Origin of the sequence: Pseudomonas brassicacearum (assembly GCF_009601685.2) — a bacterium.
GTDB lineage: Bacteria > Pseudomonadota > Gammaproteobacteria > Pseudomonadales > Pseudomonadaceae > Aquipseudomonas > Aquipseudomonas kilonensis_B.
Window position 1 is genome coordinate 3,072,357 of the sequence record NZ_CP045701.2, and the last position, 23,289, is coordinate 3,095,645.

A 23,289-nucleotide genomic window follows, 5' to 3' on the forward strand; every position below is an offset into this window, starting at 1 on the left:
TGATCTTTTGATCTCTTTCGCTTGAGATTCAAGTGTCTTTGGAAAGATCGCAGCCTCGTTGCACTCGACAGCTCCTACACAGCTCCTACACAGCTCCTTGCCCCTCGCTCCTACGGGCCCATCGAGCAAGCTGCCAAGGGTAAAGGGGGCGCTTCAGCGCACCTTGAACCGCCCCATGATCGCATTGACCCGCGTATTGGCTTCCAGCAGTTGCCGGGTGTTGGCCTCGCTGGCCAGGCCGCCTTCCACCAGCTCCTCCACCATGTGACGGATTTGCACCATGCTGCGATTGATTTCCTCGGTCACCGCGCTCTGTTGCTCGGCGGCGGTGGCGATCTGGGTGCTCAGGCTGTTGATCTGGCTGACGGAACCGGCCATTTCGTCCAGGCCCGAGTTGACTCGGGAGGTGGCATCGGCGGCTGACTGGCAACTGGCCTGGGTGTTTTCCATGGCCGCGACCGACGAGCTCACGCCTTGGGTCAGGCGGGTCAGCATTTCGTTGATTTCCGACGTGCTGGCCTGGGTGCGGGCAGCGAGGGCGCGTACTTCGTCGGCCACCACGGCAAAACCACGGCCTTGCTCGCCAGCTCGGGCGGCTTCAATGGCGGCGTTGAGGGCCAGCAAGTTGGTCTGCCCGGCGATGGCACCGATGACGCCGAGGATCTCGGTAATGCGCTGAGCGTCCTGTTGCATGCTCTCGACCTTGCGGGTGGCGCTGGCCACCTCGTCGATCAGCGCCACCACACTGTTGGACGCTTCACCGACCACCACGCGGGAGCGATCGGCGTGCTCATTGGCGCGTTGGGTGAACGCCGCGGTCTCGGCCGCGTTTTGCGCGACGCTTTCAGCCGTGGAGCTCATCTGGGTGATGGCGGTCACGGTCTGGTCGGTTTCCGAGGCGTGGCGCATCAGGATTTCGCTGGTGTGGGCCGAGGTCCGCTGCAGATCGTCCAGGCTCGACGCCATGGCGCCCGTGGCCTGGGTGACTTCGCCGATCATGCTTTGCAGGTAAGCGATGAAGCGGTTGACCGAATGACCGATCGCCCCCAGTTCGTCCTCGGCGCGGATGGTGATGCGTCGGGTCAGGTCGGCATCGCCGGTGGACAAGGCGTCGATGTTGCCTTTGAGGACCTTCATGCGATTGGTCAGCTGGCGGATCGCGTAAAGCTGCATCAACACCAGCAGGATCACCATCGGGATCTGCAGCAGGCTCAGTGTACTCAGTACGTCGTCGCGTTGAGCGGTGATCAGGTGGGTTGGCAATGCGGTCGCCAGGAACCATGGCGAGCCCTCGATAGGGCGCATGAAAAACGTGCTGGCCTCGCCCTTGTTGTCGAACTCGACCCGTTGCAGCGGCTGGTCGCGCTTGGCCAGCCCCGCCTTGACCTGGGCGGCGAATGGCGAGGTAGCCGCCAGTTCGCTGATGTTTTTCAGCACGATCGGCCCGCTGATCCGCGAGCTGTTGCTGATGATCTTGCCGTCGCCTTCGACGATCAGCATCTCGGCGCTCAGGTCGGCTTCCTTGCGCGCCACCAGGTCATTGAAGAAACCCAGGGTCACATCGATGGTGGAAACGCCGTAGGGCACGCCGTTTTTCTGGATGGCCATGGCGCAGTTGGTGCGCGGTTCGGCGCTGGCGTCGTCTTTATAGGCTGCGGCCCAGGCGCACTTGCCAGGCGGGGTGGCCATGCCGCCCTTGTGCCAGGGCTGCTCGTAATAATTCGGCGCTGCGTCGCTGTTCCAGAACGTATTGACGATCAGTTTGCCGGACGCGTCGCGGTGCCAGAACGTGCTGAATTTGTTGCGTCCCTCGGCCCGCTGATTGGGCAACGGCCAGATTCCGCCGCCGAAGACTTTCAGCTCGCCGTACTGGTCCACCAGGCCGGGCAGTACCTTGTCGATGGCATCGCTGTCGAGCAGAGGGATGGTCTGGGTGATGCTGCGCTGCTGGGCCTGTACCTTGTTCAGTTCGCCCTGGATCTGTTCGGCGACCTCGGCAATGCGGTTCAACGCCACTTGCTCCTCGGTGTGGCGCAATTTGGGCGCGACCAGGTAGCTGATGCCCAGCACGGTCAGGATGGACAATACCAGCATGAACACGATCAAAAAGAGCGTGTAGCGGGCTTGAATGGTGCGCAATGAAGGCATGTGGGGTCCTTGCACGAAGGCGTCTTTCAGAAACAATTTGGGATGGGCGTACCAATTTCTATCGGCGTCCTTGCCAAGAGCTTGAGTGCAGGTCGTGATGTCAGGCGGCCGAGCTGGCCTGAGTGTTTTTCCAGGTTTGTGCGTGAGCCTGCAATTCATCGTGAAGCCGTTGCATCGGCGCTGACTGCAGCGTGAGCCTGCGCACCTGTGCGATGCGGTGAAACAGCGCTTGCCAGCCGTGCGTGCTGTCGTTGGGCATTATTCCGGTGAAGAAGAGCCCGGCGGCCATCAGCAGGCGGTAGTCAGTGCAAAAATGCCGGCCGAGGCCCAGTCGCACCGAAAGCGGCCAATGGGTTGGCAGGTGTCGCAACTGCCCGACGAGACAGGCATCCATGCGCTCGGCGACGATGTCGATTCGTCCCGGCAAATGGCTGACTCGCAACGGTTGTAGCCCCGTCGGAGTCTCGTCCAGGGTGGTGCCCAATTGCGACGCCAGGGGACTCATCAGCCACTGGTATTGCGCAGGCCATTGGATATGCGGCAACGGTCGATCGTTGCCGCCGCTGACCTGACAGCCAATCACGATGGTTTCGGCCTGGTCGGTGGCGAACGGAGAAGGTACGAAATCGGGCAGCAAGCCGGTGTCATGAAAACCGAGCCGTTGTGCCAGCCGTTGGCTGTAACGATGACTGGTGACCTGTTTGATCGATAACCTGGCGAGCCCGAGCGCCTGGCAACGGTCCAGGAGTTGCCGCCCCAGCCGCGTGGCAATCTGCCCGCCCTGCAAATCGGGGTCCACCGCCACCAGCGCCAGCTCGGCGTCGTGGCTCGCGGGCTGCAGGCGACACAGTGCGGCATGGCCGACCACGCGCTCGCCGATCACGGCGACTAACGAATGCCAGCGGCCCTGAAGATGGTGCTGACGGATCATCTGCGGCATGTAGACGTCTGGCGAGACGTAATGATCGCCATACACTCGGCGGAACAGTTCGCAGGTGCTGGCGCTGTCCGTGGGGCTGAACGGCCTGATGACCACGTGGCTCATGGGATGCTCCTTGTTGGCGGCGTACCGTAGACCCGACGATCGATGATCGACAGGTGCTTGCCGGAACGAGGATGGCGTTCCAGATCCTGTGCATTGCAGGTCTGGACGTCCACGCGGATTTGATCGAGGCCTGGATATTGCTCGATCAAGGCGTCTTTCAACGCTTGCGAGCGCGTTTGGCCAGCGTTCGCCGGTACATCGGGTAACCACTTGAGCAGCACGCGATCATTGTCCTGGACGTGCTCGATAATCAGCTGCCATTGAAGATCGCCGCCCATGCGCCGGACGATCTGGTTGATTTCTTCCGGGAACAGCGACAGCACGCCAACCCGTACGCGACGGCTCTGTGCGCTGCGCCCTTGAAGGACGAACTTGCGCTGTGGCGTGCCGGCAGGTTCGCACCAGCTGGCCCGATCTCCCACTGGGTATCTCACGATCGGCATCAGGGTCCGGGTGAGGTTGGTCACCACCAGGTTTCCGGTTTGACCGCAGGCATCGATGACCTCACTGCTCAGGTCGTCGATGATCTCCACCCGTGTCTGTTCGTCGAAAACGCGATGCTCGCCCAAGCCGCAATCGGGTGTGCTGGCGCCGACCAGGCCGGCATCCACGCTGGCGTATCCGATCGACGCAAAGCGAGCGTGGGGGAACGCACGTTTCAAGGTCGGCATCTGGCTTTCGAACAGGTTCTCGCCGCCAAACAGGACGGTGGTGATCTGTGGCAGCGTTCGTTCTTGCTCATTGACATGGCTGGCAAAGGCCAACAGGTGCGCAGGCACGCCCACCAGCACGTTGATGCGGTGGGCGGCGATGGCCTCGGTCAACACGTGGAGCTCCACCGAACCGGTGAAGGGGAACTCGGTGATGGGTAAGTCCATGCTGCAAAGGGCGCCATGAATAAACAGGAAGCTTGCGTACAGGTCTCCGGAAAAAAACAGATTGGCGATTCGATCCCCTGCGACCAGTTGGGCTGACAGGCTGCGGCCGAAGCAGTCAAGCATCAGTTGCCATTCCGCGTGGGTGTACACGGACATTTTGCCCTGGCTGGTCGTGCCGCCGGTTTTGAGAACCAGTGCATCCCTGACTTCGTCGGTCAGTACCTGCCAATTATCCAGGTCATGGCTGCCTTTCCAGTATTCATTTACATCGACAACCGGTAATCGTTCGAACTCGCATCCCCGGGAGGGCAAATGGCTTAACTGAGTCTTATAGAACGCTGAATGCGTACGGATGTGGTTGAGCCATTGCTCGTAAGGTAATGAAGCACTCATCAGGATTCTCTCAAGGCTCAAAGAGCAATGGGCGAGGTCAACTCGCCAGCTATTCGGCGGTCGATCACCAGCGGGACTTTGCCGCTGTGTTTATTGCGCTCGAAGCGCTCTATCGGACAGCGTTGGACTTGCAGGACCAGCAGCGCGGCGTCGACGGACGTGCGCAGCGGTGCAAGATCCAGCACCTGGCGTCGAACCGTTTCGGCCTCGCCATCGACGCGAATCAGCAAGCGTTCACAACCGCCGCTCTCATGGTCGAGTACGATCTGAATCGCCGCTTGCGCCCGCTCAACCAGTTCCTTGGTGTTGATGAATTCCGTGGCGATGCGTACCAGGCGGCCATGGCGTTCGCCCAGTTCGAATCTCGGTGACTCCAGGCCACACGTGCATGGACCGGATAGCCAACGTCCGAGGTCGCCGACGTCATAACGCTGGAGGGCGCGCGCCTGGCGTTCGCGGGAGGTGAACAGCAGGCGTCCGGTTTCCCCGGGGCCTACCGGCGCGTCATCTTCCAGGCGGACGATTTCCAAGGTTTGGATATCGTCCATGAGATGGAACACACCGTCGCCGCTGGCGATGCAGGCGTGACCGAGGGGCCCGGCGTCCACGGTCCCGTAGATGGCCGAGCAAATGCGGGTGACGCCACATTGCTGCAATAGCTGTCGGCTTTCCTGCCCCAGGTGTTCGCCGCCCAACATGACTTTGCGCACGCCACCGTAGCCTTGCAGCGTCGGCTGCTGGCTGGAGAACAGGCGATGCAAGGTACTCGGCATGCCGACCACCGTGTTGATCCGGTGCTCGACAATCAGCTTGGCGATTTCGTCGAAATTGTTGTCTGGTGGTGCGCTCATGGGGTAATGCACGACATTCATCTGTTCGAGAATTTTCGTGAAACTGAGGAATCCGCCGTACAGGCTGCCACCGTAGAAAAGATTGATGACCCGGTCCTGCGCAGGGTCCAGACCCGCCGCGCGCAGTCCGTCGGCGGCGGCGCGCATGTGGCGGTGGAAATCCCGGTGACTGAAGGGCGATAGCACCGGTGCGCCGCTGCTGCCGCCGGAGCGGAAGAACAATTGTGCTTGGGGGGGCGGAGGTAGCGCCATGAACGCGGTCTTGTCCAGGATCGGCGTCGAGGGGCAAAGCGACAACGCGGCCGGGGAAGCATCCAGTGTGACGCGGTGATTGGCGACTTGCGCTTGGAGGCCGACCGATACCCGGCGACTCAATCGTTGCAACGCATAAACGCCATCGTGAGGCTCACCGTCATAGCCTTGCTGGATCTGCGCGGTGGAGGTCACGCGAGTTACGCCGGCGGTTATCAGGCGGCGTGCCAGTGCGGGTGCTCGTTCCGGTTCGCAGATGAGGGCGCAGCTCTGCAGCACATTGCGCCATGGCAGCAAAGTTTCAGCGAGCATTCCTTCAGGCACTGGCCGCAAGAGTAATGTTCGAAACAGCGGCGAGGGTTGCAGTTTTTGGTGATGCTCCCAGAGGATGCGCCAGCCGTTACCCGACCAGACCTGACCGGTTTTTCCCGCGAAGCTGTAATCCAGGCGGGCCAGCGCCGTTCGGGTGGTGATTTCACACGCTTCGGCGGTGGTGGTTTCCAGTGCGGGCCAGTGCCCGGCCCGTCGCTCGAAAGCGGCCGCCAGGGCGTCGCCTAACGCCTGCATCCGGGCAGGCTCGTCGCTGTCCACCAGCAGCCATTGCGGGCTGGAGCACGCTTGCTGATCGAGGCGGCAGATCTCATCCACCAGGCTATCGAGCGCCTGCGCGCTAGCAGCGAGAGAGGAGATGTAGGCGAAGCTGATCCGATGGCCCCAATCGATCCAGCGGCAGCCACTGGGAATCTGCTCACGCAACGCTGTCAGGGCCGTCTCGCCGCCCCAAGCGCTGACGCCTTGTGCCAGTGCGAAGAGGCGCCCGGTTTCCTCGGCGGGCACGGGCAATACCGCGAGGTAATCGCGCAGCCGGCCACTCGGGTCGCACGCCAGGAACGCAGCGAGCAGCCGTGCGGTGTAGTCACCATCACGGGTGCTGGGTCGCAGCCAGTTCACATTACCCGCCAACAGGCCTTCCAACGCCGCGCAGAATCCCAGCAAGGGTGAATTGCCCGGCGTCACATGCACCACCAGGCCCAGGGGCTGCCAGCTTTCGAAGGGACCGTCGCAGTAATCGATCCGCCGTAACGAGCGTGGGGTCAGACCCAGTTCGCGTTCCAGTTTGAGGCCCAGGTGCTTGCGGTCACAGAAGGCCATCAGGGCCTGGCGCTGTTCCTCGTCGAGCATTGGGACCGGGTCGGACGTGCGCAGCATCTGTACGAACGCTTCTGCGCAATCGAACACCTCTTCGCTGCGGGGTGGGTGGTTCAGGAGGGCGGGCAACTGCGCTTGCAGGCGTTCAAGTGCTGCATCTAGCGCCAGCTCGGCGTTCAGTTGGCCATTGATGAGGTACATATCAGTTTTCCTTGATCAGTTCGGCGGCGGCCATGGCGCAGCTTCGGCTGGCACTGGTGCCGGCCCGGCCGTGCAGTTCGAACCATTGAGTGGACAGGCCACATTCGCAATGGGCCGGATGCAGGGTTGCCAGGTCGCTCATCACCACGGCGTGCGCCGGACTGGACGAGATGTAGGGGGCGACGAACGACAGCAAACCTGGCTCGCCCAGCGGCTGGACACCGAAGTGCGAGGGGTGGCGCACGAAAATTTTCGAATAGACCGGTACGTGGAATCGATGATGTTCACACTCGATGTAAGGCACAGCGTGCTCGACCGCACCGTAGCCGTCGCGGCACCGATGGGCGTCAATGCCCAGTTGCCGGGTGATGCGTTGGTAGACCTGATGGCGGGGGATTTCCTGGGCGGCCTGTTTCTTCCACCCCCCTCCCAGGAAGACCAGCGATCCGGGCGCAAGCTTCAGGTCCTGTACAGCGGTTTCACGCATGCGTTCGAGGACATGCCACAGCAGCGCTGGAAAACCGAAGATCCGTACCGGCAGGCCCTCTTCGGCGAAGGCCTGCAGGGCGCTGATCACGCCGAAGACATCGAATTCATGGCCTTTACCGGTGCGGCGCAAGGCGTAGGCGACGCGATTGGCCGGTGCGAAGCGACACAGGAACTGATCGGTATATGCCGTGCCGAGCCGATTGGCTGCTTCGGGTTCATGGCTCAAGAGCAGGTAGTTACAAGGCGAATCAGGCGTAGACCAGCCGTAATGCTCGAAGATTCTCGCCACCATGCCTTGGGCCGCCGTGATGCTGCGCTCGTCATAACGCATGCGGCTTTTCTGGCCGCTGGTGCCGGAGGAAGTGAGCTCCAGTGCGTCTTCGGCGGTGGGGCTAAGCAATAACCTCTGCTTGAAATAGCTGGCGTAAATGGGCGGCAGGCGTGACCAGTCAGTCAAATGTTCCAGGTCATTGGCGCAGAGCCCGTTGGCGTTGAGCCAATGTTCATAGCCGGGTGTGTGCTGACAATGGAACAGGCTGATTTCGGCCATGGCTTTATCGAACAGTTCCGGCGGCAGCGAATCGCAGCCATACGGCTGGGGCAACGCGCATAGCGCGTCGGCATGGGGAAAGTGAATCATCAGGGAGTCCTCAGGGAAGGCAAATTCAGACGTGAGCGGCGGGTTGTGATGAAAACAGGCGCAACGCAACGAGGCAGCTGAGCCCGGCGATGCCGACCATCAAGGCGAAGGATTCCAGGCTCGCCCCGGCACCCAGCAGCGCCAGCAGTGAGCCCGCCGCGCTCATCACCCCAATGGAAATCATCCCGACCATGGCCGAGACCAACCCTTTGCTGTCGTCGCTGGCGAACAGGGCCAGTCGGTACAACGCGGCATTGCCCATGCCGAGCCCGACCGCGTACAGCGACAGGGCACTGACCAGTACGAGAAGAGAGAGCGCATATTGACTGGCAGCGACCAAGGCGATCAGGCCCGTACAGAAGGGCAACAGGCTGTAGCCAACCACTCGACGCACGCCGACCCGTTCCACCAGGGCGTTGAGCAGCAGATTGCCGAGGATGACCGCCGAGAAAACCGGAATCTGCCAGATGCCGTAGAGCAGTGGAGAAAGGCCCTCGCCCTGGATCAACAGCAGGGGAGACAGGCCGATCCAGGCAATCAGCGGCAGGCTCATCAACCCCAGCGCGACACTGGCCGACATGAACCCCACATGGCCCAGTAGCGCGCCGTATCGCCGGCCCAGCGAACGCATGTCCAGTGGTTGGGTAGTCGGAGGGGTATCGGGGAGTCGAGCCGCGTCGCTATTTCCCGGCATGAACCACCACAAGGCCAGCCAGCTCAACACCCCGAGGCCGGTCAGCAACATGAACAGCTCACGCCAGGACAGCCATTGCAGCAACAGCCCGCCCGCCAAGGGCCCCAATAGAGGCGAGAGAAGGGCGAGGTTCCCCAATAACGCCATGACTTTCACCGCAGTGGACTCGCAGAAAACCTCTTGAATGGCCGGATAGCTGACCGCAATCACGAAGCCCAACCCCATCCCCTGGATCAAGCGCAGCCCATTGAAGCCTTGCATGCTGGTGACCTGGGTGATCGCCGCGCAAGCCAGCGCGAATCCGGCGCACCCGACCAGCATGAACGGGCGCCGTCCATGGCGATCCGACAGCGGGCCGATCAGCCACGGCAACAGGATGCCGCCCAACAGGTACAAGTTGAATGCGTAGGGGATTTGATCGGCGGACGCATCCAGGTCCCGGGTCACCATGAGCATGGCGGGCATGACCAAGTCGCTGGCCATATAGGTAAGGAGTTCAAAGACGGCGATTGCCAGGCAGAAGCCTGCCAGGCGAAAGGACGAAAAAAGGGGCGGCTGATTCTGCATGAGTTTCCAACGTTGGCTTCCGGAAAGAAGAAAATCACTTCTTTTTCGAGAGTACGTGGGGGACGTCAATGGTCGTAAGAGGACTTTTCCCTTAGTGAGTAGTGGAAGCGGTCCTTCACGTGTAGGAAACATCCTTCAGGTGATAGTTACACTGCCAGCTGGTAAAAAATCCTACGCCCGATGGACGCAGATGACCCATCTTCTACAGCCACAGTCGCGCGAAAATGCGCCACGCCTGTACCATATGGCTTTGCCTGCATCGTGCAATGACATCGGCGAAACAGTGCCTGGGCAGCGCGAGATGCAGAACGAATCACTTCAGGAAGCTGGCAAATGACTCATTCGCAACGTTTGAAATACTCGATTCTGATCGTCCTCGTCGTCCTGGCAATCATGCTGGGGCTGTCGTGGATGCAGGGCAAGGGCATGATCAGCGAGCAGCTGTTTCAATACATCGCCATTGCCGTGGCAGTCATTGTGGTGGTGATCAACGGCGTGATGCGGCGCAAGGTCAAGCCCTGAGCACCGGCTTCAATCCTCGGCCTGGAGCACCGCCATCGCACTGGGGTGCAGGCAGTAGCTTTTATCCGGGTTGAGGGTGACGACACCCTCGCTGCACAGGCGCTTCAAGACCTCGCGCACGCTGAGAAAGGACAATGGAATGTCCAGTCCCAACAACTGGCTGTGCACCCCGCGCACGCCCAGGCTGCGGTTGTCGCGGGCGGCCTTGAGCAGCGCGTCGATGACTTTGAGTCGAATCAGGCTGGTCCTGAGCCCGAAGCTCTTGAGCAAGCGCCTGATGTGATCATTGCCGCCTCGCTCGGCCGGCCTGTCGAATACACGGTGGGGGGCGCTCAGCGAGACGCCGGTCGCCCTTGGCTTGCCCTCCATGGGCAGTTGCGCGTTACGCATGCAAAAACTCCTTACCAGCCTGATCAGAAAAGGTCACGGATACTCTCCTGTAATAGGACGAACGAGGACGCTCAATCATGAGGGCCATGATGTGAAAAAATTGCCCTTGCTGCGTAAAACCCCCGGGTTCAAAAGGCTGCCAACCATTAATTTTTTTTCATCCGGTTCGTTTTCAAGGTAGGCACATTCCGGTTCAGCACGCGGCATGTGATGTCCCAGGCCTGCCGGGTGTTCGTCTTCTTTCGCACCGGTAGCCGTCCTGGTTTCTGAAGTTTTCATCAGGAGTGAACGTGAGAATGTCCGGGCAGTTATCGAGGATTGGCCTCGCAGGCGCTTTTCTGGGGATCGCCCTCGGGTTCAGTCCCGTGGTCAACGCGCAAGACGAGGGGCAACAGGCCAGTGCCGAAATCCGTCGCACCCGTTTTGGCGTACCGCATATCCGGGCGCAGGATGAACGTGGGCTGGGTTATGGCATCGGCTACGCCTATGCCCAGGACAACCTGTGCCTGCTGGCCAATGAGATCGTCACGGTCAACGCCCAGCGCTCGCGCTATTTCGGGCCGGAGCAGGTCACGATCGAGCAGCGGGAGAACCGCGTCAGCGATCTGTTCTTCAGTTGGCTCAATACACCACAAGCGGTTTCCGGTTTCTGGCAGGCCCAGACGCCTCAAGTGCAGCAACTGGTCGAAGGCTACGTGGCGGGTTACAACCGTGCGCTGGTCGAACGCCAGGCCAAAGGCCTGCCCGAACAATGTGCCAGCCAGTGGGTGCGGCCGATCACAGCGCTGGACCTGGTCAAGTTGACCCGCCGGCTATTGGTGGAAGGCGGCGTCGGCCAGTTCGCCGAGGCCCTGGCCGGCGCGCAACCACCCCAGGCGAGCGCGCTCGCGGGGGCTCCGGTCGGCGGTTTCGCGGCCGCCGCAACCCGGCAGCGGCGTTTTGCCCTGGAGCGCGGCAGCAATGCGCTGGCCATCGGCAGCGAGCGCTCGTTCAACGGCCGTGGGATGTTGCTGGCGAACCCGCATTTTCCGTGGCTGGGCGGCATGCGTTTCTACCAGATGCACCTGACCATTCCCGGCAAGCTGGACGTCATGGGTGCGGCGCTGCCAGGCCTGCCGATGATCAACATCGGTTTCAGCCAGCACTTGGCCTGGACCCACACCGTCGACAGCTCAAAACATTTCACCCTGTACCGCCTGCAACTCGACCCGAAGGACCCGACCCGCTATCTGCTCGACGGCAAGTCAGTGCCGATGAGTCAGCAGACGGTCGCGGTGGACATCAAGCAACCCGACGGCCAGGTGCAGACGATTTCCCGAGTGGTCTATGGCTCGCAGTTCGGCCCGATCGTGCAATGGCCCGGTCGGCTGGACTGGGATAGCCGGTTCGCCTACAGCCTGCGGGACGCGAACCTGGAAAACGATCGCGTGCTGGCCCAGTGGTACGCCATGAACAGGGCGGTCACGCTCAAGGATCTGCAGGACGCCGTCCATCAGATCCAGGGCATTCCCTGGGTCAATACCCTGGCGGTGGACGACCAGGGGCAAAGCCTCTACATGAACGTGTCGGTGGTGCCGAACGTCGACGCCGACAAACTGGCCCGGTGCAGCGACCCCCGGGCCGGGTTGCGACTGATCGTGCTGGATGGCACTCGCAGCGAATGTGCCTGGGGTATCGATCCCAAGGCCGTGCAAAAAGGCATCTATGCCGCCGACAGGCTTCCGCAGCTGCTGCGCCGCGATTATGTGCAGAACTCCAACGATTCGGCCTGGATGGTCAACCCTTCGCAGCCGCTGTCCGGTTACTCCCCGGTGATCAGCCAGCAAGGCCAGCCCCTGGGACTGCGGGCGCGTTTTGCGCTGGAGCGGATGGGCCAGTTGGCTAAAGACGGGCCGGTGAAGGTGAAGGATTTGCAGCGCATGGTCATGGACGATCAGGTTTACCTGGCTGACCAGGTAATGCCGGACCTGCTCGGCGTTTGCGCCGGTGACCTGGGGGCCGATGCTTCGACATTGGGCCAGGCGTGTGCCAGCCTCAAGGCCTGGGATCGCAAGGCCGGCCTGAACAGCGGCCTGGGGTTCGTGCATTTCCAGCACATCATGGACCGATTGCAGGCGGTGCCTGATTCATGGCGCGTCGCGTTCGATCCCAAAGACCCGCAACACACCCCGCGTGGCCTGGCGATCGAGCGATCGCCGGTGCTTAAGGCCGTGCGCGAAGCCATGCTGGCCTCGGTGAAGACGGTAAAGGCCGCCGGGCTGTCGAAGGACACTCAATGGCAAGACATCCAAGTGGCCAGCCGCGGCAGCCGACAGACCCCGATCCACGGCGGCCCCGGGGAGCTGGGCATCTACAATGCGATCCAGAGCGTACCGGGGGCGAACGGCAAGCGGGAGGTGGTTAGCGGGACCAGCTATCTGCAAGTGGTGACGTTTGACGATAAAGGGCCGCAGGCCCAGGGATTGTTGGCATTCTCCCTCTCCAGCGACCCTGCGTCGCCATATTCGACGGACCAGACTCAGGCCTTTTCGCAGAAGCAGTGGAGTGTGCTGCCATTCACTGAACAGCAGATCAAGGCCGATCCGCACTATCAGGCGCTGACTATCCGCGAGCGTGACGAGACGGGCAGGGTGGCGACGCAATAGTCGCTGTTGTGTGGTCACATTCAAACTGGATGTAGACTGATCCACCGCTATCGCGAGCAAGCTTTGCTCCCACAGGGGATTTCTGGTGGCCGGGAAATCGCAGGCTGGCGCCGATCCAAACTGTGGAAGCAAAGTTTTCAGTCAGTGGCCGGCCGTTGCCCGATGGAATTGAGGACCGGGTTACCGTCCTTGTTCTGGGTCAGGTAGACCGGCAAGACTTTGGGCAGCGAAGGCACCAGGTTGTGCACTTCGCTGATATTGTAGACGCCACCGATGCGCAAGCCACCGGTGCTGTTGTCGGCCAGCATGACGGGCCGGTCGAGGTAGCGGTTGATCAGCGGCAGTGCATCGCTCAGGGCGAGGTTATCCAGCACCAGCTTGCCGTTGCGCCACGCCAGCGAACTGTCGTTGGGGTCTGTCTCACGAACTTGTGGTTGGTGGTCGCCCGCCTTGTAGCTGGCCTGCATGCCCGGGGAAAGCGGCAGGCCGTCACCGGTGAGTGCCTGGTTGCTGGTCACCCGCACCGAACCTTCCAGTAGCGTCACCCGTACCTGGTCCTGGTACATCCAGACGTTGAAGCGTGTGCCGGTCACGCGCACCTGGCCTTGGCCGGCCCGAACCACAAACGGATGCTGTTTGTCATGGCTGACGTCAAAAAACACTTCGCCCTTTTTCAGCGTCACCCGGCGTTCGTTTTTGTAGTTGGCATATACCAGCTCACTGCCCAGGTTGAGTTCTACCTGGCTACCGTCGCCCAGGGTGACATGGCGAACGCTGGCGCCGGCTTCGAAGCGCTGGTAGGAATTGGCAATCCAGCCCAGGTTCCAGCCGGTATAAGCGGCAAGGGGCATGCCCACCACGACCACCGCAGCGGCGACCGCCATCCGGCTCCAGCGCGACCGGTGGCGGGGCACTGGAGCGGCCGGCGCCGACTCGACGCGCGGCAGATGATCGGCAACAGACCAGATCTCCAGCATGGCTTCATATTCGAAAGCATGCAGGGGATCGGCATCGTGCCACTGCTTGAACGCCTGCCGTTCTGCATCGGTGCAGTCGACGGCATGCAAGCGCATGCACCAATGGGCAGCGGCATCGGTAATGGCGTCGTATTCGGCTTCCGAGAGGGTATGTTCGGTCATTGACTGTTCCTGGTTTGCCGCATTCTAACCTCCGGCATGAGCTGCCGAGAACAGCCGTCATGGCGTTTACGCATCAATGAACCTGTTTTTTCCTCAAAGATTCGTCATAGCCTACCGTCGCATACCTTGCGTGAAAAAAAGATCAACCACTCAAACCGTTCACGGCCCGGCAATCTACCGGGACAGGCTGGGGTCGAGTTGGCGTCCCAATTCACAAATCAAGAGCGTGATCGAGTCGGCGTTGCGAAGTATGACGTCGATGCGCTTGTCCGGCAAAATCGGATCGAGGAAATCATCGCGCGCATTATCCATGGTCCTGGCGCCGGTTATCTTCAGGATTTCCCGGGTGGTTTCCTTGTATCCAGGCAACAGCTCCAGCTTCTTGTAGGTGCTATCCGTACTGTCCAACTGCGTGAACAGTTTTGATTTTGGTGTGGTCAATGAAAGCCCGTTGAGTTGCAGGTTTTTTTGCTTGTCATATTGCGCTCGGCCTAAATAAGTCGCGGTGGAAATCAAGTCGAGGAACGGCAGCGCCGCGTCCAAGTAAACAATATCCAGGGTATTGAACAACTGGTGGGAGATTTCATGAATGAATGTCGCACCCTGGGCGTGGGCGTCGACATTAAAGGTTTCAGGTACGACGGTTCTATACCAGTCCAAGCCCGGATCGAAGAAAAACTGCGTGAGGTAGATTCTGCCGTTGGCCGCAGGTTCGAGCACGAAAGCGGTCGCTCTGTCTTCAAGGTATTTGAGGTTGCCGATCACAATGCGCTCGGCATTTTGCAGTTCCCAGGTGGGGTCTGCCAATGTCTGGCATATGGGTGTGATTGCCGCTTCTATCTTGCTGATGAGGCGGGCATCAATGTGGCTGACACCAAAAAACGTTTTAAGGATGCCATCCAATCGAGCACCCACCAGTCCCTGGCGTTTGAATTGATCAAGATTGCAAAGGGTATTGAACGAGTAGAACCGTGCGGTCTCAAGCGCTTGCACAATCATGTTTGCCCGGTGCGGATATTTCCTGCGTATCTGCGCCATGCCCCGCGCTTCGATATTCAGTGAGCCCTTGGCCTTGAAGTCGCTATAGGTGATGGCCATTTTCGAACCTGCTTTGCCAAAGCGTATGGTTTGGCGTTGCGGATCAAGTTCCCATGTCCGACCATCAGGCGACTGTTTCAATAACGGTCCCTCTGCGTGCTCATGCACGATTCGCCAGGTTTGGCCGGCTTGCGCCACTTGGAAGACTTTGCCGGCAAGGGGGACATAGAGCTTGCCGGTTTCCAGTGCCTTATAGGTTCCGTCGATCAGGTCTTTTTGCAGGCCCGACAGGCTGACACCCCTGGCCTCGAAGACGTTCAGGTCGGTACGGATCTGGGCGGTGGACGCGATGTCCTTCCAGCGATTTGCCAACGTGGCAGGTTGCGAGGGGGGCTCGATGGGGTAGAGAAGACCGAATGTATCTTCACGATTCATCAGGCCCAACGACACCATTTCTGCGGCACCGGCGATAAAGTCGTACAGGCCTGTTTTCCAGTCGTGCTGCTGCAGGGCTTCAGATGAGGCCTTGAAGTCCTGGTAGCTTTCCCAAAGCGTTTCGATAAAGGTCAGTTTGCCCGCCAACTGCTTCTCGACCAACTTGACGCCGGAGCTGAACAGGCGCAGGACCGTTCCCCAGTCAACCTGACGGTTTTCCTTTGTTTGTGTGGTCAGCATGTCGGCTAGCAACGCCGCATTGTCGTCGAACAATGTGTCGAACAGGTTGGCCTGGATCGGGTTCGAGGCCAGGGTGATTTCCGACCGCTGTCCGAGCGTTGCGGCGAACAGGTTTCTGAACGTGGCCTGCTGGTTCTCGGGAAGCCGGCGAATCAGCAGGTCCTGAAGCTTTCCTGGCGTATTGAATGCGGCAACGACGCTTTCTTCATCCTTGAGCTCGGTGAAGTGAAGCCCTTCATGGTAGGGCGAATACAGGACTTGAGGGCTTGTTGCATCGACGCTCGAACCGATCAGGTAAAGCCCCAGCGCTTTGACCGGTGTTGCGCCGCCGGTCTTGATCAACTCCAGGGGACGAATACACGCGTCGGCACCGTCGACCGCTTTGCGAGCGACGGCGTCGGGCATGTCCACCACTTGACGGATCAAGTCAAAGGCCAGGGGGGAAAGGTATTGCTGCAGATAGCGTGCGTGGGCGTATTGCAGCAGTTGCCAGGGCATTTGTTGGCCAAAGGCGGTTTTTCTTTGTTGGGCATGCGCGGTGCTACCGGACAGCGTTTGCACAACATGTTTTTTATAGACGGTCGAGATATCCAATGAAGACAGCATCTGCCTGACAGCAGTCTCGTTAAGGCCGTCCGGCAGTTTCTGCGTGGACGTGGAAGATACCTTGAATCCGTTGCGGGTCACTTCGATGTGATTTAGCGCAAAGTCGGTCAGTGAACTGGCCGGTCCCACTATGGCGAGGTTCGGCGTGATCTGGATGGTGTCGGGGTCCAGGTTCGTGGCAGCGAAGCGGGCGTTCAGCAGTGCCTTGAGTTTATTGCGCGCATAGGTGGACAGTGGCTCTATACCGTCCAGATAGTCCTTGCCATCGGCCACGCTGTTTTTATATTGCTCCAGCAATTCAATGTGCAGGCGCTGATCGTCAAGCGCAGCTGTGCCGAGCCAGGCGGGAAGTTTCTGTTGCCATTTATGGGTCCGGGCAATGTGGGTGGCGCGCTTGAGGTTGGTGGGAGCGCCTTTGTTCAACAATGCCTGAAGGCTTTTTAATAATGCTTTGCCGGTCAGTTGCCAATTCCCGGCTTTTAACGTGCTCAGATAAGCATGCTCGGCCTCAAAGTGCCTGATGAATGAACTCATCCGATTCACCAGCACGTTGTCTTCGATCAGTTCATATGCCTTGAGTTGATAGTGCCCATGAGGCTTGCGCTGGGCCGGCGTGAGGTTGGCGAGCAAACCAAAGCGTTTTCGCGAATCGAGCAGGTGTCGATTCAATTGCTGGGTGGCCACTTCCACGGACGCAAAAGCCTGCAAGCCATCGGCGGGTGTCCAGAGGATTGCCATGCCCGAATAGGGCGTATCGAGCCCTCCACGCTCGGTTAATAGAAAGCAGTTGGCAAGGGGCAGATGAGTCGTGCGACGCTCTTCGCTGCAGGTCAGTGTCAGCGAATAGACATCCGGCCGGAACCCCCTGACCCCGAGACGTTGTGAACGGTCCGGGTGCTCTGAATCGTAGGCAAAAACGGTTCTGATCAGGTCATTGGCCGTCGACGGCAGGCTCGCGCCAAGCTCGCGAAGTTCGGCCTCGGCGCGTATCCCCACGGAAAAGACATTGGTCAGCTCAGGCAGCAATTGCCAGAGCCCATTGTGCAGTGAAGTGCTGTGGGATGTCGGCAACCGGGTAAAGAGGCCATCAAAAGCCGCTTCGACATCGGTATAGCTCTTGACCTTTCTTTGCAGTTGATCGGCCATGAAATTGGACGGGCGCAGGCCGCCATGAAAGGCAGGATGAGTCCCCCAATGTCCTGCGGTTGGCGGGCTCAGCAGCCTTTTGTTGATGAGGGCGCGTATATCCAACGCCTTGTCGATGAGCGGATGGATGTCGACATCGCCCTGGCGAGACATTTCCAGTGCGTAATGGAGGTTATTCTTCTGTTTTTCGATGATTGCACTCGCCAGGGATTCGGACACCGGTAAATCCAGCGGCTTGCCCGAGATCTGTGGTTCGTCAAAGCGTAGGAAACGGTTGCGCTCTTCCAGGCTCAGGAGGCTATAGAGTGCCTCCTTTTGCGCGGTGCTTGCGGGGTTGCCGAGCAGTGCTGCCTTGAAACCCTGATGGTTGTCTATCTTCTGAAGGCCATGAATGGGGGTATAGAGATAGTTTCCTTTGGCGCTGATCATCAAGGAACCTGCAAGTTCTACGAAGTGCGGTTCATATTCCCAGAAGCGAATCGTTTCGATGAACAGCAGCGTCTCGTCTCGGCGGGAGGGTCTGAACAGTCGGAGCAACTCACGACTCTGTGCGTCCGTCAGTTGGCCTTTTTCCCGCTCGACCAGGATGCTTGCCCAGAGTCCATCGTGGATGACTTGGGACAGCAATTTTCGTCGAGACATATAGAAGGGGGTCGTCATGCTCTCCCAGAAGGCTTCGATGCGACCGATAAATGTCGGAATCAGTTTCCTGGCAATGTCCTTTATGATTTTTTCCCATTGCTGCGGGGTATAGGACGATGCGGGTGTGCCCGGGTGAGTCAGATCGATGTCATGTCCGGCAGGCCAACCCTGGTGATGGAAGTAGCCCAGGATGGCGTCGCTCAGTGCAATGCTTTCGGTCACCTGGATTGCCTTTGGATCTCCCAGGCCAGTCCCCTTGTTGAATGCCACGCGGATCTGTCGATGATCCAGGTTCGGTAGCGCCTCGTTCAATGCCCGGTCAAGCATCGATCTTAACGAGGGCAGTTTGATCAGCTCATTCACCATGACCAGGGCATTGAGGTTCTGGGCGTTCTCGATGGATTCGAGCTGGGTCTTGAAAACATCCTCTTCGATCAGTTGCCGGGTCTGTCTGATGTCGGTGGTGCTGTTCAGTTCGCTGCGCTGGGAAAGCGACAAGAGACGAAACAGGTCGTCGCGTTGCGCCGTGTCCTGGCGCATCTGGTTAATCCCTTCTTCGAGGGCTGACCGGTTGTTGAATTTTTTGATTCCACCCGTCGGCGTGTAGAGGTATGCGGGGTGGGTGCTTGTTTCGCGGCTGTTTGACGAGGCGCTGAGGGCAAAGCAGCCGGCCAGTGCAATGGGCGGTTTTTCATCGGCTTGCAGCAGAATGGTTTCGGCGAACATGGGCGGCGTCTGCGCTGCGCGCTGGGTGTGGTTGGGCAGGGCAATGTGCTGCAACCAGTCGAGGTCTGCCTGCGTCAAGTCGTGGGTGGCGGTCAATTCGTCCAGGCGATGGGCGTGCAATACCTCGGGAAATAAAAGCGGCGTGGTTTCAGTGAGCATCGTTGCTTCTCGATCAAGGCGCCTCAAAGCGGCGCGAACGTGGAGGAGCCGCCAGACTAGGCAACGATGGCTGAGCAAAGGTGGTACATAGTTACCGCACGCTGGTTTCTGACCTGTCAGGCAGGGCAGGCGCCGTGGCAAGGATTGACAGTGCGCGCCTGAAACGGTGTTTAATCACCCGGCGGGTCCTTTTACGCTGTTGCTACCTCCAACAATCATTCTGGAGCTTCAGATGTCTGCGCCATCCGATCATGCCGCTTCTTGCACTTTGTCTTTCGATGCTCTGGTGAGCTTGCTGGAGAAAATTTTCCTGCGTCATGGCACGTCGGCCGAAGTCGCTCGGTGCCTGGCTGAAAACTGCGCCGGGGCCGAGCGCGACGGTGCCCACAGCCATGGGGTGTTTCGCATTCCCGGCTATGTCTCGACACTCGACAGCGGTTGGGTCAACGGCAAGGCTGTGCCGGTGGTCGACGACGTCGCGTCAGGGTTCGTCGCCGTGGACGCAGGTAACGGGTTTGCCCAGCCCGCCCTGGCTGCAGCGCGCGCCCTGCTGGTGGCGAAGGCCCGCAGCGCCGGCATTGCCGTCCTGGCTATTCGCAACTCCCATCACTTTGCCGCCCTCTGGCCGGACGTCGAGCCGTTTGCCTATGAAGGCCTGGTGGCGTTGAGCGTGGTCAACAGCATGACGTGCGTGGTGCCCCATGGCGCAGACCGGCCATTGTTCGGTACCAACCCCATTGCCTTCGCCGCGCCACGGGCTGGCGGTGAGCCGATTGTCTTCGACCTCGCCACCAGCGCCATTGCCCACGGCGACGTACAGATCGCTGCACGCAAGGGCGAGTTGTTGCCGCCGGGAATGGGGGTGGACAGCCTTGGCCAGCCGACCCGCGACCCCAAGGCGATTCTCGAAGGCGGAGCGCTCTTGCCCTTTGGTGGGCACAAGGGCTCAGCGCTGTCGATGATGGTCGAGTTGCTGGCGGCTGCGCTGACGGGTGGCAATTTTTCCTTCGAGTTCGACTGGCACAACCATCCGGGCGCCAAGACGCCGTGGACCGGTCAGTTGTTGATCGTGATCGACCCGAGCAAGACCGCCGGGCAAAACTTCGCCGAGCGCAGCCAGGAGTTGGTCAGGCAGATGCATGGCGTCGGGTTGCGGCGCTTGCCGGGAGATCGTCGCCATCGCGAGCGCAGCAAGTCCAATGAGCATGGGATCACCCTGGACGAGCAAACCTTGTTGCAGCTGCGCGAGTTGGCAGGGAGCTGAACAACCCGCTGTGGCGGCCAGACTGGCTGCCACAGCTTGCCGTGACACGCTGCGCCAAGCCTTCTACTATGACGGCTTCTTTTCTGTGGAATCGCCTGGATGAGCAAGCCCGGCCAAACGGTGCTGGTTGCGCTGCGCAAGATGATCGCCTCGGGCGAATTGGCCGCTGGCGAGCGCTTGATGGAAATACCTACGGCCGAGCTGTTCGGCGTTTCGCGCATGCCGGTGCGCATGGCGTTCCGCACCCTGGAGCAGGAAGGGTTACTGGTGCGCTTCGGCGGACGAGGTTTCCAGGTGCGGTCGGTCAGTGCCGAGCAGATCGCCGGGGCCGTGGAGGTGCGTGGCGTGCTGGAAGGCCTGGCGGCACGGCAGACGGCCGAGCATGGCTTGTCTGACGAGGCCCGCGCGATACTCGAGCAATGCCTGGTGCAGGGCGATGAACTGTTCGCCAAGGGCTATGTGACCGAGGATGACCTGGAGGTCTATCACGACCTCAACATGCGCTTTCACCAGGTGATCGTCGAAGGCAGCCACAACCCGGCGATTGCCGATGCCCTGGCCCGCAACGATCATCTGCCATTCGCCTCAGTCACCGCCCTGGCGGTGGATCGCCAGAACATGGCCGGCGAATTTCGCCGCTTCAACTATGCCCATATGCAACACCATTCGGTGTTCGACGCCCTGATCAACCGCCAGAGCGGCCGCGCCGAGGCAATCATGCGCGAGCATGCCAACGCCACCCTGCGCTACGCCGAAGTGTTCGGCTCGACGCTGGCTGACGAGCGGATGACGGTGATTCTGCGTTCGGAGTGAACAGCCCCAACTGTGAATGAGTGCTGGATTTGTGAGCCCACCACAAATCCCCTTGTGGGAGCGAGCAAGCCCGCTCCCACAATGTCCGGTGTTAGAGATCCAGTACTAAGACGGGTGTCTTGGACCTGGAGCAACATGGCGTGAACTGGTCGTTGCAGGCCTGTTCAGCCTCGGTCAGAAACATGTCCCGATGCTCTGGTACCCCTTCCAGCACACGGGTCAGGCAGGTGCCGCAGACACCTTGCTCGCAGGAGATCGGGATCTCGATGCCATGGCTCTCCAATACCTGCACCACACTGCGGTCCGCCGGCACATCGAACACTTGGCCGCTGCGGGCCAGCTTGACCGAAAAACTGCCATCGGCGCGGGTGTCGGTGGGGGCGGCGGCGAAGTATTCGCGGTGCAGGCAGGCTTCCTGCCAGCCCTGGCGCTTGGCGGTGTCGAGAATGTGCTGCATGAAACCGCCGGGGCCGCAGACGTAGAGGTGCACGTCGTCACTGGGCGCGGTCAGCACCCTGGCGGCGTCCAGGAGGGTGTCAGGTTCTTCATCGAAATGCAGGAAGACCCGGTCGGCGTAAGGGGCCTGGCGCAGGCGCTCGACAAAGGCCGCGCGGTCCCGGGCGCGGGCACAGTAATGCAGCTCGAACGCTGCACCGCTCTGGGCCAGGTGCTCGGCCATGCACAGGATCGGCGTAATGCCGATGCCGCCGGCAAACAGCAGGCTGCGCCGGGCGTGCGGGGCGAGAGAAAACAGGTTGCGCGGTTCGCTGATGTGCAAGCGCATGCCTGGCTGGATCAGCTCATGCAGGCTGCGCGAACCACCACGGGAGGCCGGGTCCTTGAGCACGCCAATGAGGTAGCGATGCCGTTCCTCGGGATGGTTGCACAACGAGTACTGGCGAATCAGCCCGTCGGGCAACTGCACGTCGATATGGGCGCCGGCGGTGAAGGCCGGCAGCGGCTCACCATCGACACGCGTCAATTCGTAGCTGCAGATATCGAGGGCTTCGTTGTGTCGCGCCGCGACCTGGACTTCGATCATGGCCGTTGCTCCGCCCGTTGCGTTTGATGGCTGCTGGCGATCAACCCGGCCTGTGCTTCCCGTTCCCGTGCGATCCAGCGCTCCAGCACCCGCCGGGACTGTACGCCGCCCGCGTCGATGTTGAGCTTGAGCAGGTTGCGCTGCGGATGGTCCAGCAGGTTGCGCTGTTGGCGTTCGAGCATTTCCAGGTCCTCGCTGAAAATCTTGCCTTGGCCTTCACGAATGGACGCGGTGAGGGCTTCATCCTGCGGTTGAAAGTGCCGGGCCATGCCCCAGAAGTACCAGATCGACGTCTCGGTTTCCGGTGTGATGAAATCCACCACGATGCTCGACGCCTTGAATTGCGGCGCGGCGTGATAGCCGCCGTTGCCGGCATGGGCCACGCCGACTTCGATCAGCACATGGCTGGGCGGAGTGAAACGGCAGATCTGCCAGCGGTCCACCGGCACGTCGTCGGCCAGGTTGTTGCCGCGCAAGGCCATGCGCCAGAACGGCGGGGCCATGATGTTTTCCATGTGCCGGGCGGTGACCACTTCATCGCCGTCGACCGTGGTCACCGGCGGCGCTTCGTCGATTTCCTTCTGGCCGATGCTTGAAGCGTGGACGTAGGTTTCGTGGGTCAGGTCCATCAGGTTATCGATCATCAGGCGATAGTCGCACTGGATATGGAACAGGCCGCCACCGTAGGCCCATTCATCGCTTTCGGCCCATTCCAGATGATGGATCAGCGCCGGGTCGGCCTGCGCCTGGTCACCGGGCCAGACCCAGATGAACCCATGCCGCTCCTGTACCGCAAAAGTCTTGTTGCAGGGAAAGCCTCGTACCCGTTGCCCCGGCATCTCGACGGTCTTGCCGTCGCAGCCCATCACCAAGCCGTGATAGCCGCACACCAGGTTGCCATTTTCGACGTAGCCCAAGGAGAGCGGGGCGCCGCGATGGGGGCAGAAGTCTTCCACCGCTGCGACCTTGCCTTCATGCCCCCGGTAAAAAACCATTTTTTCGCCGCATATCTGGCGCCCCAGGGGCTTGTCGGCGATTTCATCGGGGGTGCAGGCAACGTACCAGGCATTTTTGGGGTACATGAGGGATCTCCAGGCGGATGTTGTTCTTGTCTGTGGATCCATTAACTCTCTTAACTAATTTAGTTGTCAACGGTTTTGCGGCATAAATGGATG

Annotated in this window: 16 protein-coding genes; 4 read left to right on the forward strand and 12 right to left on the reverse strand. The window is 60.4% G+C overall.

Annotated features, from left to right (window positions below; translation table 11 throughout):
• Positions 1-153 precede the first annotated feature (153 nt).
• The 6 genes from GFU70_RS13400 to GFU70_RS13425 all read right to left on the reverse strand — a co-directional run bounded on the left by GFU70_RS13400 (position 154) and on the right by GFU70_RS13425 (position 9,307).
• Positions 154-2,148, reverse strand: a complete 1,995-nt coding sequence (locus GFU70_RS13400) for a methyl-accepting chemotaxis protein (RefSeq protein WP_058545905.1) — start codon at positions 2,146-2,148, stop codon at positions 154-156.
• A gap of 100 nt (positions 2,149-2,248) precedes the next feature.
• Positions 2,249-3,193, reverse strand: coding sequence for a GNAT family N-acetyltransferase (locus GFU70_RS13405; RefSeq protein ID WP_153388195.1), 945 nt, complete (start codon positions 3,191-3,193; stop codon positions 2,249-2,251).
• Positions 3,190-4,464 (reverse strand): phenylacetate--CoA ligase family protein, encoded by a 1,275-nt coding sequence (locus GFU70_RS13410; RefSeq protein ID WP_058545907.1) that lies wholly within the window; start codon positions 4,462-4,464, stop codon positions 3,190-3,192. The genes GFU70_RS13405 and GFU70_RS13410 overlap by 4 nt, the downstream gene beginning before the upstream one ends.
• A gap of 17 nt (positions 4,465-4,481) precedes the next feature.
• Entirely contained in the window at positions 4,482-6,917 is a 2,436-nt protein-coding gene (locus GFU70_RS13415) for an acyl-CoA reductase (RefSeq protein WP_153388196.1), read from the reverse strand.
• Between the two features lies 1 nt (position 6,918).
• Positions 6,919-8,046, reverse strand: coding sequence for an acyl-protein synthase (locus GFU70_RS13420; RefSeq protein WP_153388197.1), 1,128 nt, complete (start codon positions 8,044-8,046; stop codon positions 6,919-6,921).
• A 25-nt stretch (positions 8,047-8,071) separates the two neighbouring features.
• Positions 8,072-9,307 (reverse strand): MFS transporter, encoded by a 1,236-nt coding sequence (locus GFU70_RS13425; RefSeq protein WP_153388198.1) that lies wholly within the window; start codon positions 9,305-9,307, stop codon positions 8,072-8,074.
• A gap of 333 nt (positions 9,308-9,640) precedes the next feature.
• Here GFU70_RS13425 and GFU70_RS13430 point away from each other — a divergent pair, with 333 nt between their 5' ends.
• The gene (locus GFU70_RS13430; RefSeq protein ID WP_042731964.1) at positions 9,641-9,829 is read left to right on the forward strand and encodes a hypothetical protein; all 189 of its coding nucleotides are present in this window, start codon (positions 9,641-9,643) and stop codon (positions 9,827-9,829) included.
• Positions 9,830-9,838: 9 nt separating this feature from the next.
• On the opposite strand, the gene GFU70_RS13435 is transcribed toward GFU70_RS13430, so the two are convergent.
• Both GFU70_RS13435 and GFU70_RS13440 read right to left on the reverse strand, forming a co-directional pair.
• Positions 9,839-10,219, reverse strand: a complete 381-nt coding sequence (locus GFU70_RS13435; RefSeq protein WP_058545911.1) for a hypothetical protein — start codon at positions 10,217-10,219, stop codon at positions 9,839-9,841.
• A gap of 75 nt (positions 10,220-10,294) precedes the next feature.
• Positions 10,295-10,498: a hypothetical protein gene (locus tag GFU70_RS13440; protein ID WP_153388199.1), complete on the reverse strand. Its 204-nt coding sequence runs from the start codon at positions 10,496-10,498 to the stop codon at positions 10,295-10,297.
• A gap of 17 nt (positions 10,499-10,515) precedes the next feature.
• Between GFU70_RS13440 and GFU70_RS13445 the strand changes: the two genes are divergently transcribed.
• Positions 10,516-12,864, forward strand: a complete 2,349-nt coding sequence (locus tag GFU70_RS13445) for an acylase (protein WP_153388200.1) — start codon at positions 10,516-10,518, stop codon at positions 12,862-12,864.
• Between the two features lie 137 nt (positions 12,865-13,001).
• On the opposite strand, the gene GFU70_RS13450 is transcribed toward GFU70_RS13445, so the two are convergent.
• Together GFU70_RS13450 and GFU70_RS13455 are read right to left on the reverse strand one after the other, a co-directional pair.
• A complete protein-coding gene (locus tag GFU70_RS13450; RefSeq protein WP_153388201.1) occupies positions 13,002-14,003 on the reverse strand; it encodes a FecR family protein in 1,002 nt (333 codons plus the stop codon).
• 174 nt (positions 14,004-14,177) lie between these two features.
• Complete coding sequence (locus tag GFU70_RS13455) at positions 14,178-18,995, reverse strand: dermonecrotic toxin domain-containing protein (RefSeq protein WP_153388202.1); 4,818 nt, start codon at positions 18,993-18,995, stop codon at positions 14,178-14,180.
• A 232-nt stretch (positions 18,996-19,227) separates the two neighbouring features.
• Here GFU70_RS13455 and GFU70_RS13460 point away from each other — a divergent pair, with 232 nt between their 5' ends.
• Positions 19,228-20,259, forward strand: coding sequence for an Ldh family oxidoreductase (locus GFU70_RS13460; protein ID WP_058545915.1), 1,032 nt, complete (start codon positions 19,228-19,230; stop codon positions 20,257-20,259).
• 99 nt (positions 20,260-20,358) lie between these two features.
• Positions 20,359-21,072, forward strand: coding sequence for a GntR family transcriptional regulator (locus tag GFU70_RS13465; RefSeq protein WP_058545916.1), 714 nt, complete (start codon positions 20,359-20,361; stop codon positions 21,070-21,072).
• 91 nt (positions 21,073-21,163) lie between these two features.
• Here the strand turns inward: GFU70_RS13465 and GFU70_RS13470 are convergent, their stop codons facing one another.
• Together GFU70_RS13470 and GFU70_RS13475 are read right to left on the reverse strand one after the other, a co-directional pair.
• Complete coding sequence (locus GFU70_RS13470; protein WP_153388203.1) at positions 21,164-22,114, reverse strand: PDR/VanB family oxidoreductase; 951 nt, start codon at positions 22,112-22,114, stop codon at positions 21,164-21,166.
• Positions 22,111-23,196, reverse strand: a complete 1,086-nt coding sequence (locus tag GFU70_RS13475) for an aromatic ring-hydroxylating oxygenase subunit alpha (RefSeq protein WP_116642277.1) — start codon at positions 23,194-23,196, stop codon at positions 22,111-22,113. Before GFU70_RS13475 ends, GFU70_RS13470 begins: the two co-directional genes overlap by 4 nt.
• Between the last annotated feature and the right edge of the window lie 93 nt (positions 23,197-23,289).

What these genes read in the sequence shown, in the direction of transcription:
- GFU70_RS13400 (WP_058545905.1), bottom strand. Translation starts at nt 2,148, where the DNA reads ATGCCTTCATTGCGCACCATTCAAGCCCGCTACACGCTCTTTTTGATC.
- GFU70_RS13405 (WP_153388195.1), bottom strand. Translation starts at nt 3,193, where the DNA reads ATGAGCCACGTGGTCATCAGGCCGTTCAGCCCCACGGACAGCGCCAGC.
- GFU70_RS13410 (WP_058545907.1), bottom strand. Translation starts at nt 4,464, where the DNA reads ATGAGTGCTTCATTACCTTACGAGCAATGGCTCAACCACATCCGTACG.
- GFU70_RS13415 (WP_153388196.1), bottom strand. Translation starts at nt 6,917, where the DNA reads ATGTACCTCATCAATGGCCAACTGAACGCCGAGCTGGCGCTAGATGCA.
- GFU70_RS13420 (WP_153388197.1), bottom strand. Translation starts at nt 8,046, where the DNA reads ATGATTCACTTTCCCCATGCCGACGCGCTATGCGCGTTGCCCCAGCCG.
- GFU70_RS13425 (WP_153388198.1), bottom strand. Translation starts at nt 9,307, where the DNA reads ATGCAGAATCAGCCGCCCCTTTTTTCGTCCTTTCGCCTGGCAGGCTTC.
- GFU70_RS13430 (WP_042731964.1), top strand. Translation starts at nt 9,641, where the DNA reads ATGACTCATTCGCAACGTTTGAAATACTCGATTCTGATCGTCCTCGTC.
- GFU70_RS13435 (WP_058545911.1), bottom strand. Translation starts at nt 10,219, where the DNA reads ATGCGTAACGCGCAACTGCCCATGGAGGGCAAGCCAAGGGCGACCGGC.
- GFU70_RS13440 (WP_153388199.1), bottom strand. Translation starts at nt 10,498, where the DNA reads ATGAAAACTTCAGAAACCAGGACGGCTACCGGTGCGAAAGAAGACGAA.
- GFU70_RS13445 (WP_153388200.1), top strand. Translation starts at nt 10,516, where the DNA reads ATGTCCGGGCAGTTATCGAGGATTGGCCTCGCAGGCGCTTTTCTGGGG.
- GFU70_RS13450 (WP_153388201.1), bottom strand. Translation starts at nt 14,003, where the DNA reads ATGACCGAACATACCCTCTCGGAAGCCGAATACGACGCCATTACCGAT.
- GFU70_RS13455 (WP_153388202.1), bottom strand. Translation starts at nt 18,995, where the DNA reads ATGCTCACTGAAACCACGCCGCTTTTATTTCCCGAGGTATTGCACGCC.
- GFU70_RS13460 (WP_058545915.1), top strand. Translation starts at nt 19,228, where the DNA reads ATGTCTGCGCCATCCGATCATGCCGCTTCTTGCACTTTGTCTTTCGAT.
- GFU70_RS13465 (WP_058545916.1), top strand. Translation starts at nt 20,359, where the DNA reads ATGAGCAAGCCCGGCCAAACGGTGCTGGTTGCGCTGCGCAAGATGATC.
- GFU70_RS13470 (WP_153388203.1), bottom strand. Translation starts at nt 22,114, where the DNA reads ATGATCGAAGTCCAGGTCGCGGCGCGACACAACGAAGCCCTCGATATC.
- GFU70_RS13475 (WP_116642277.1), bottom strand. Translation starts at nt 23,196, where the DNA reads ATGTACCCCAAAAATGCCTGGTACGTTGCCTGCACCCCCGATGAAATC.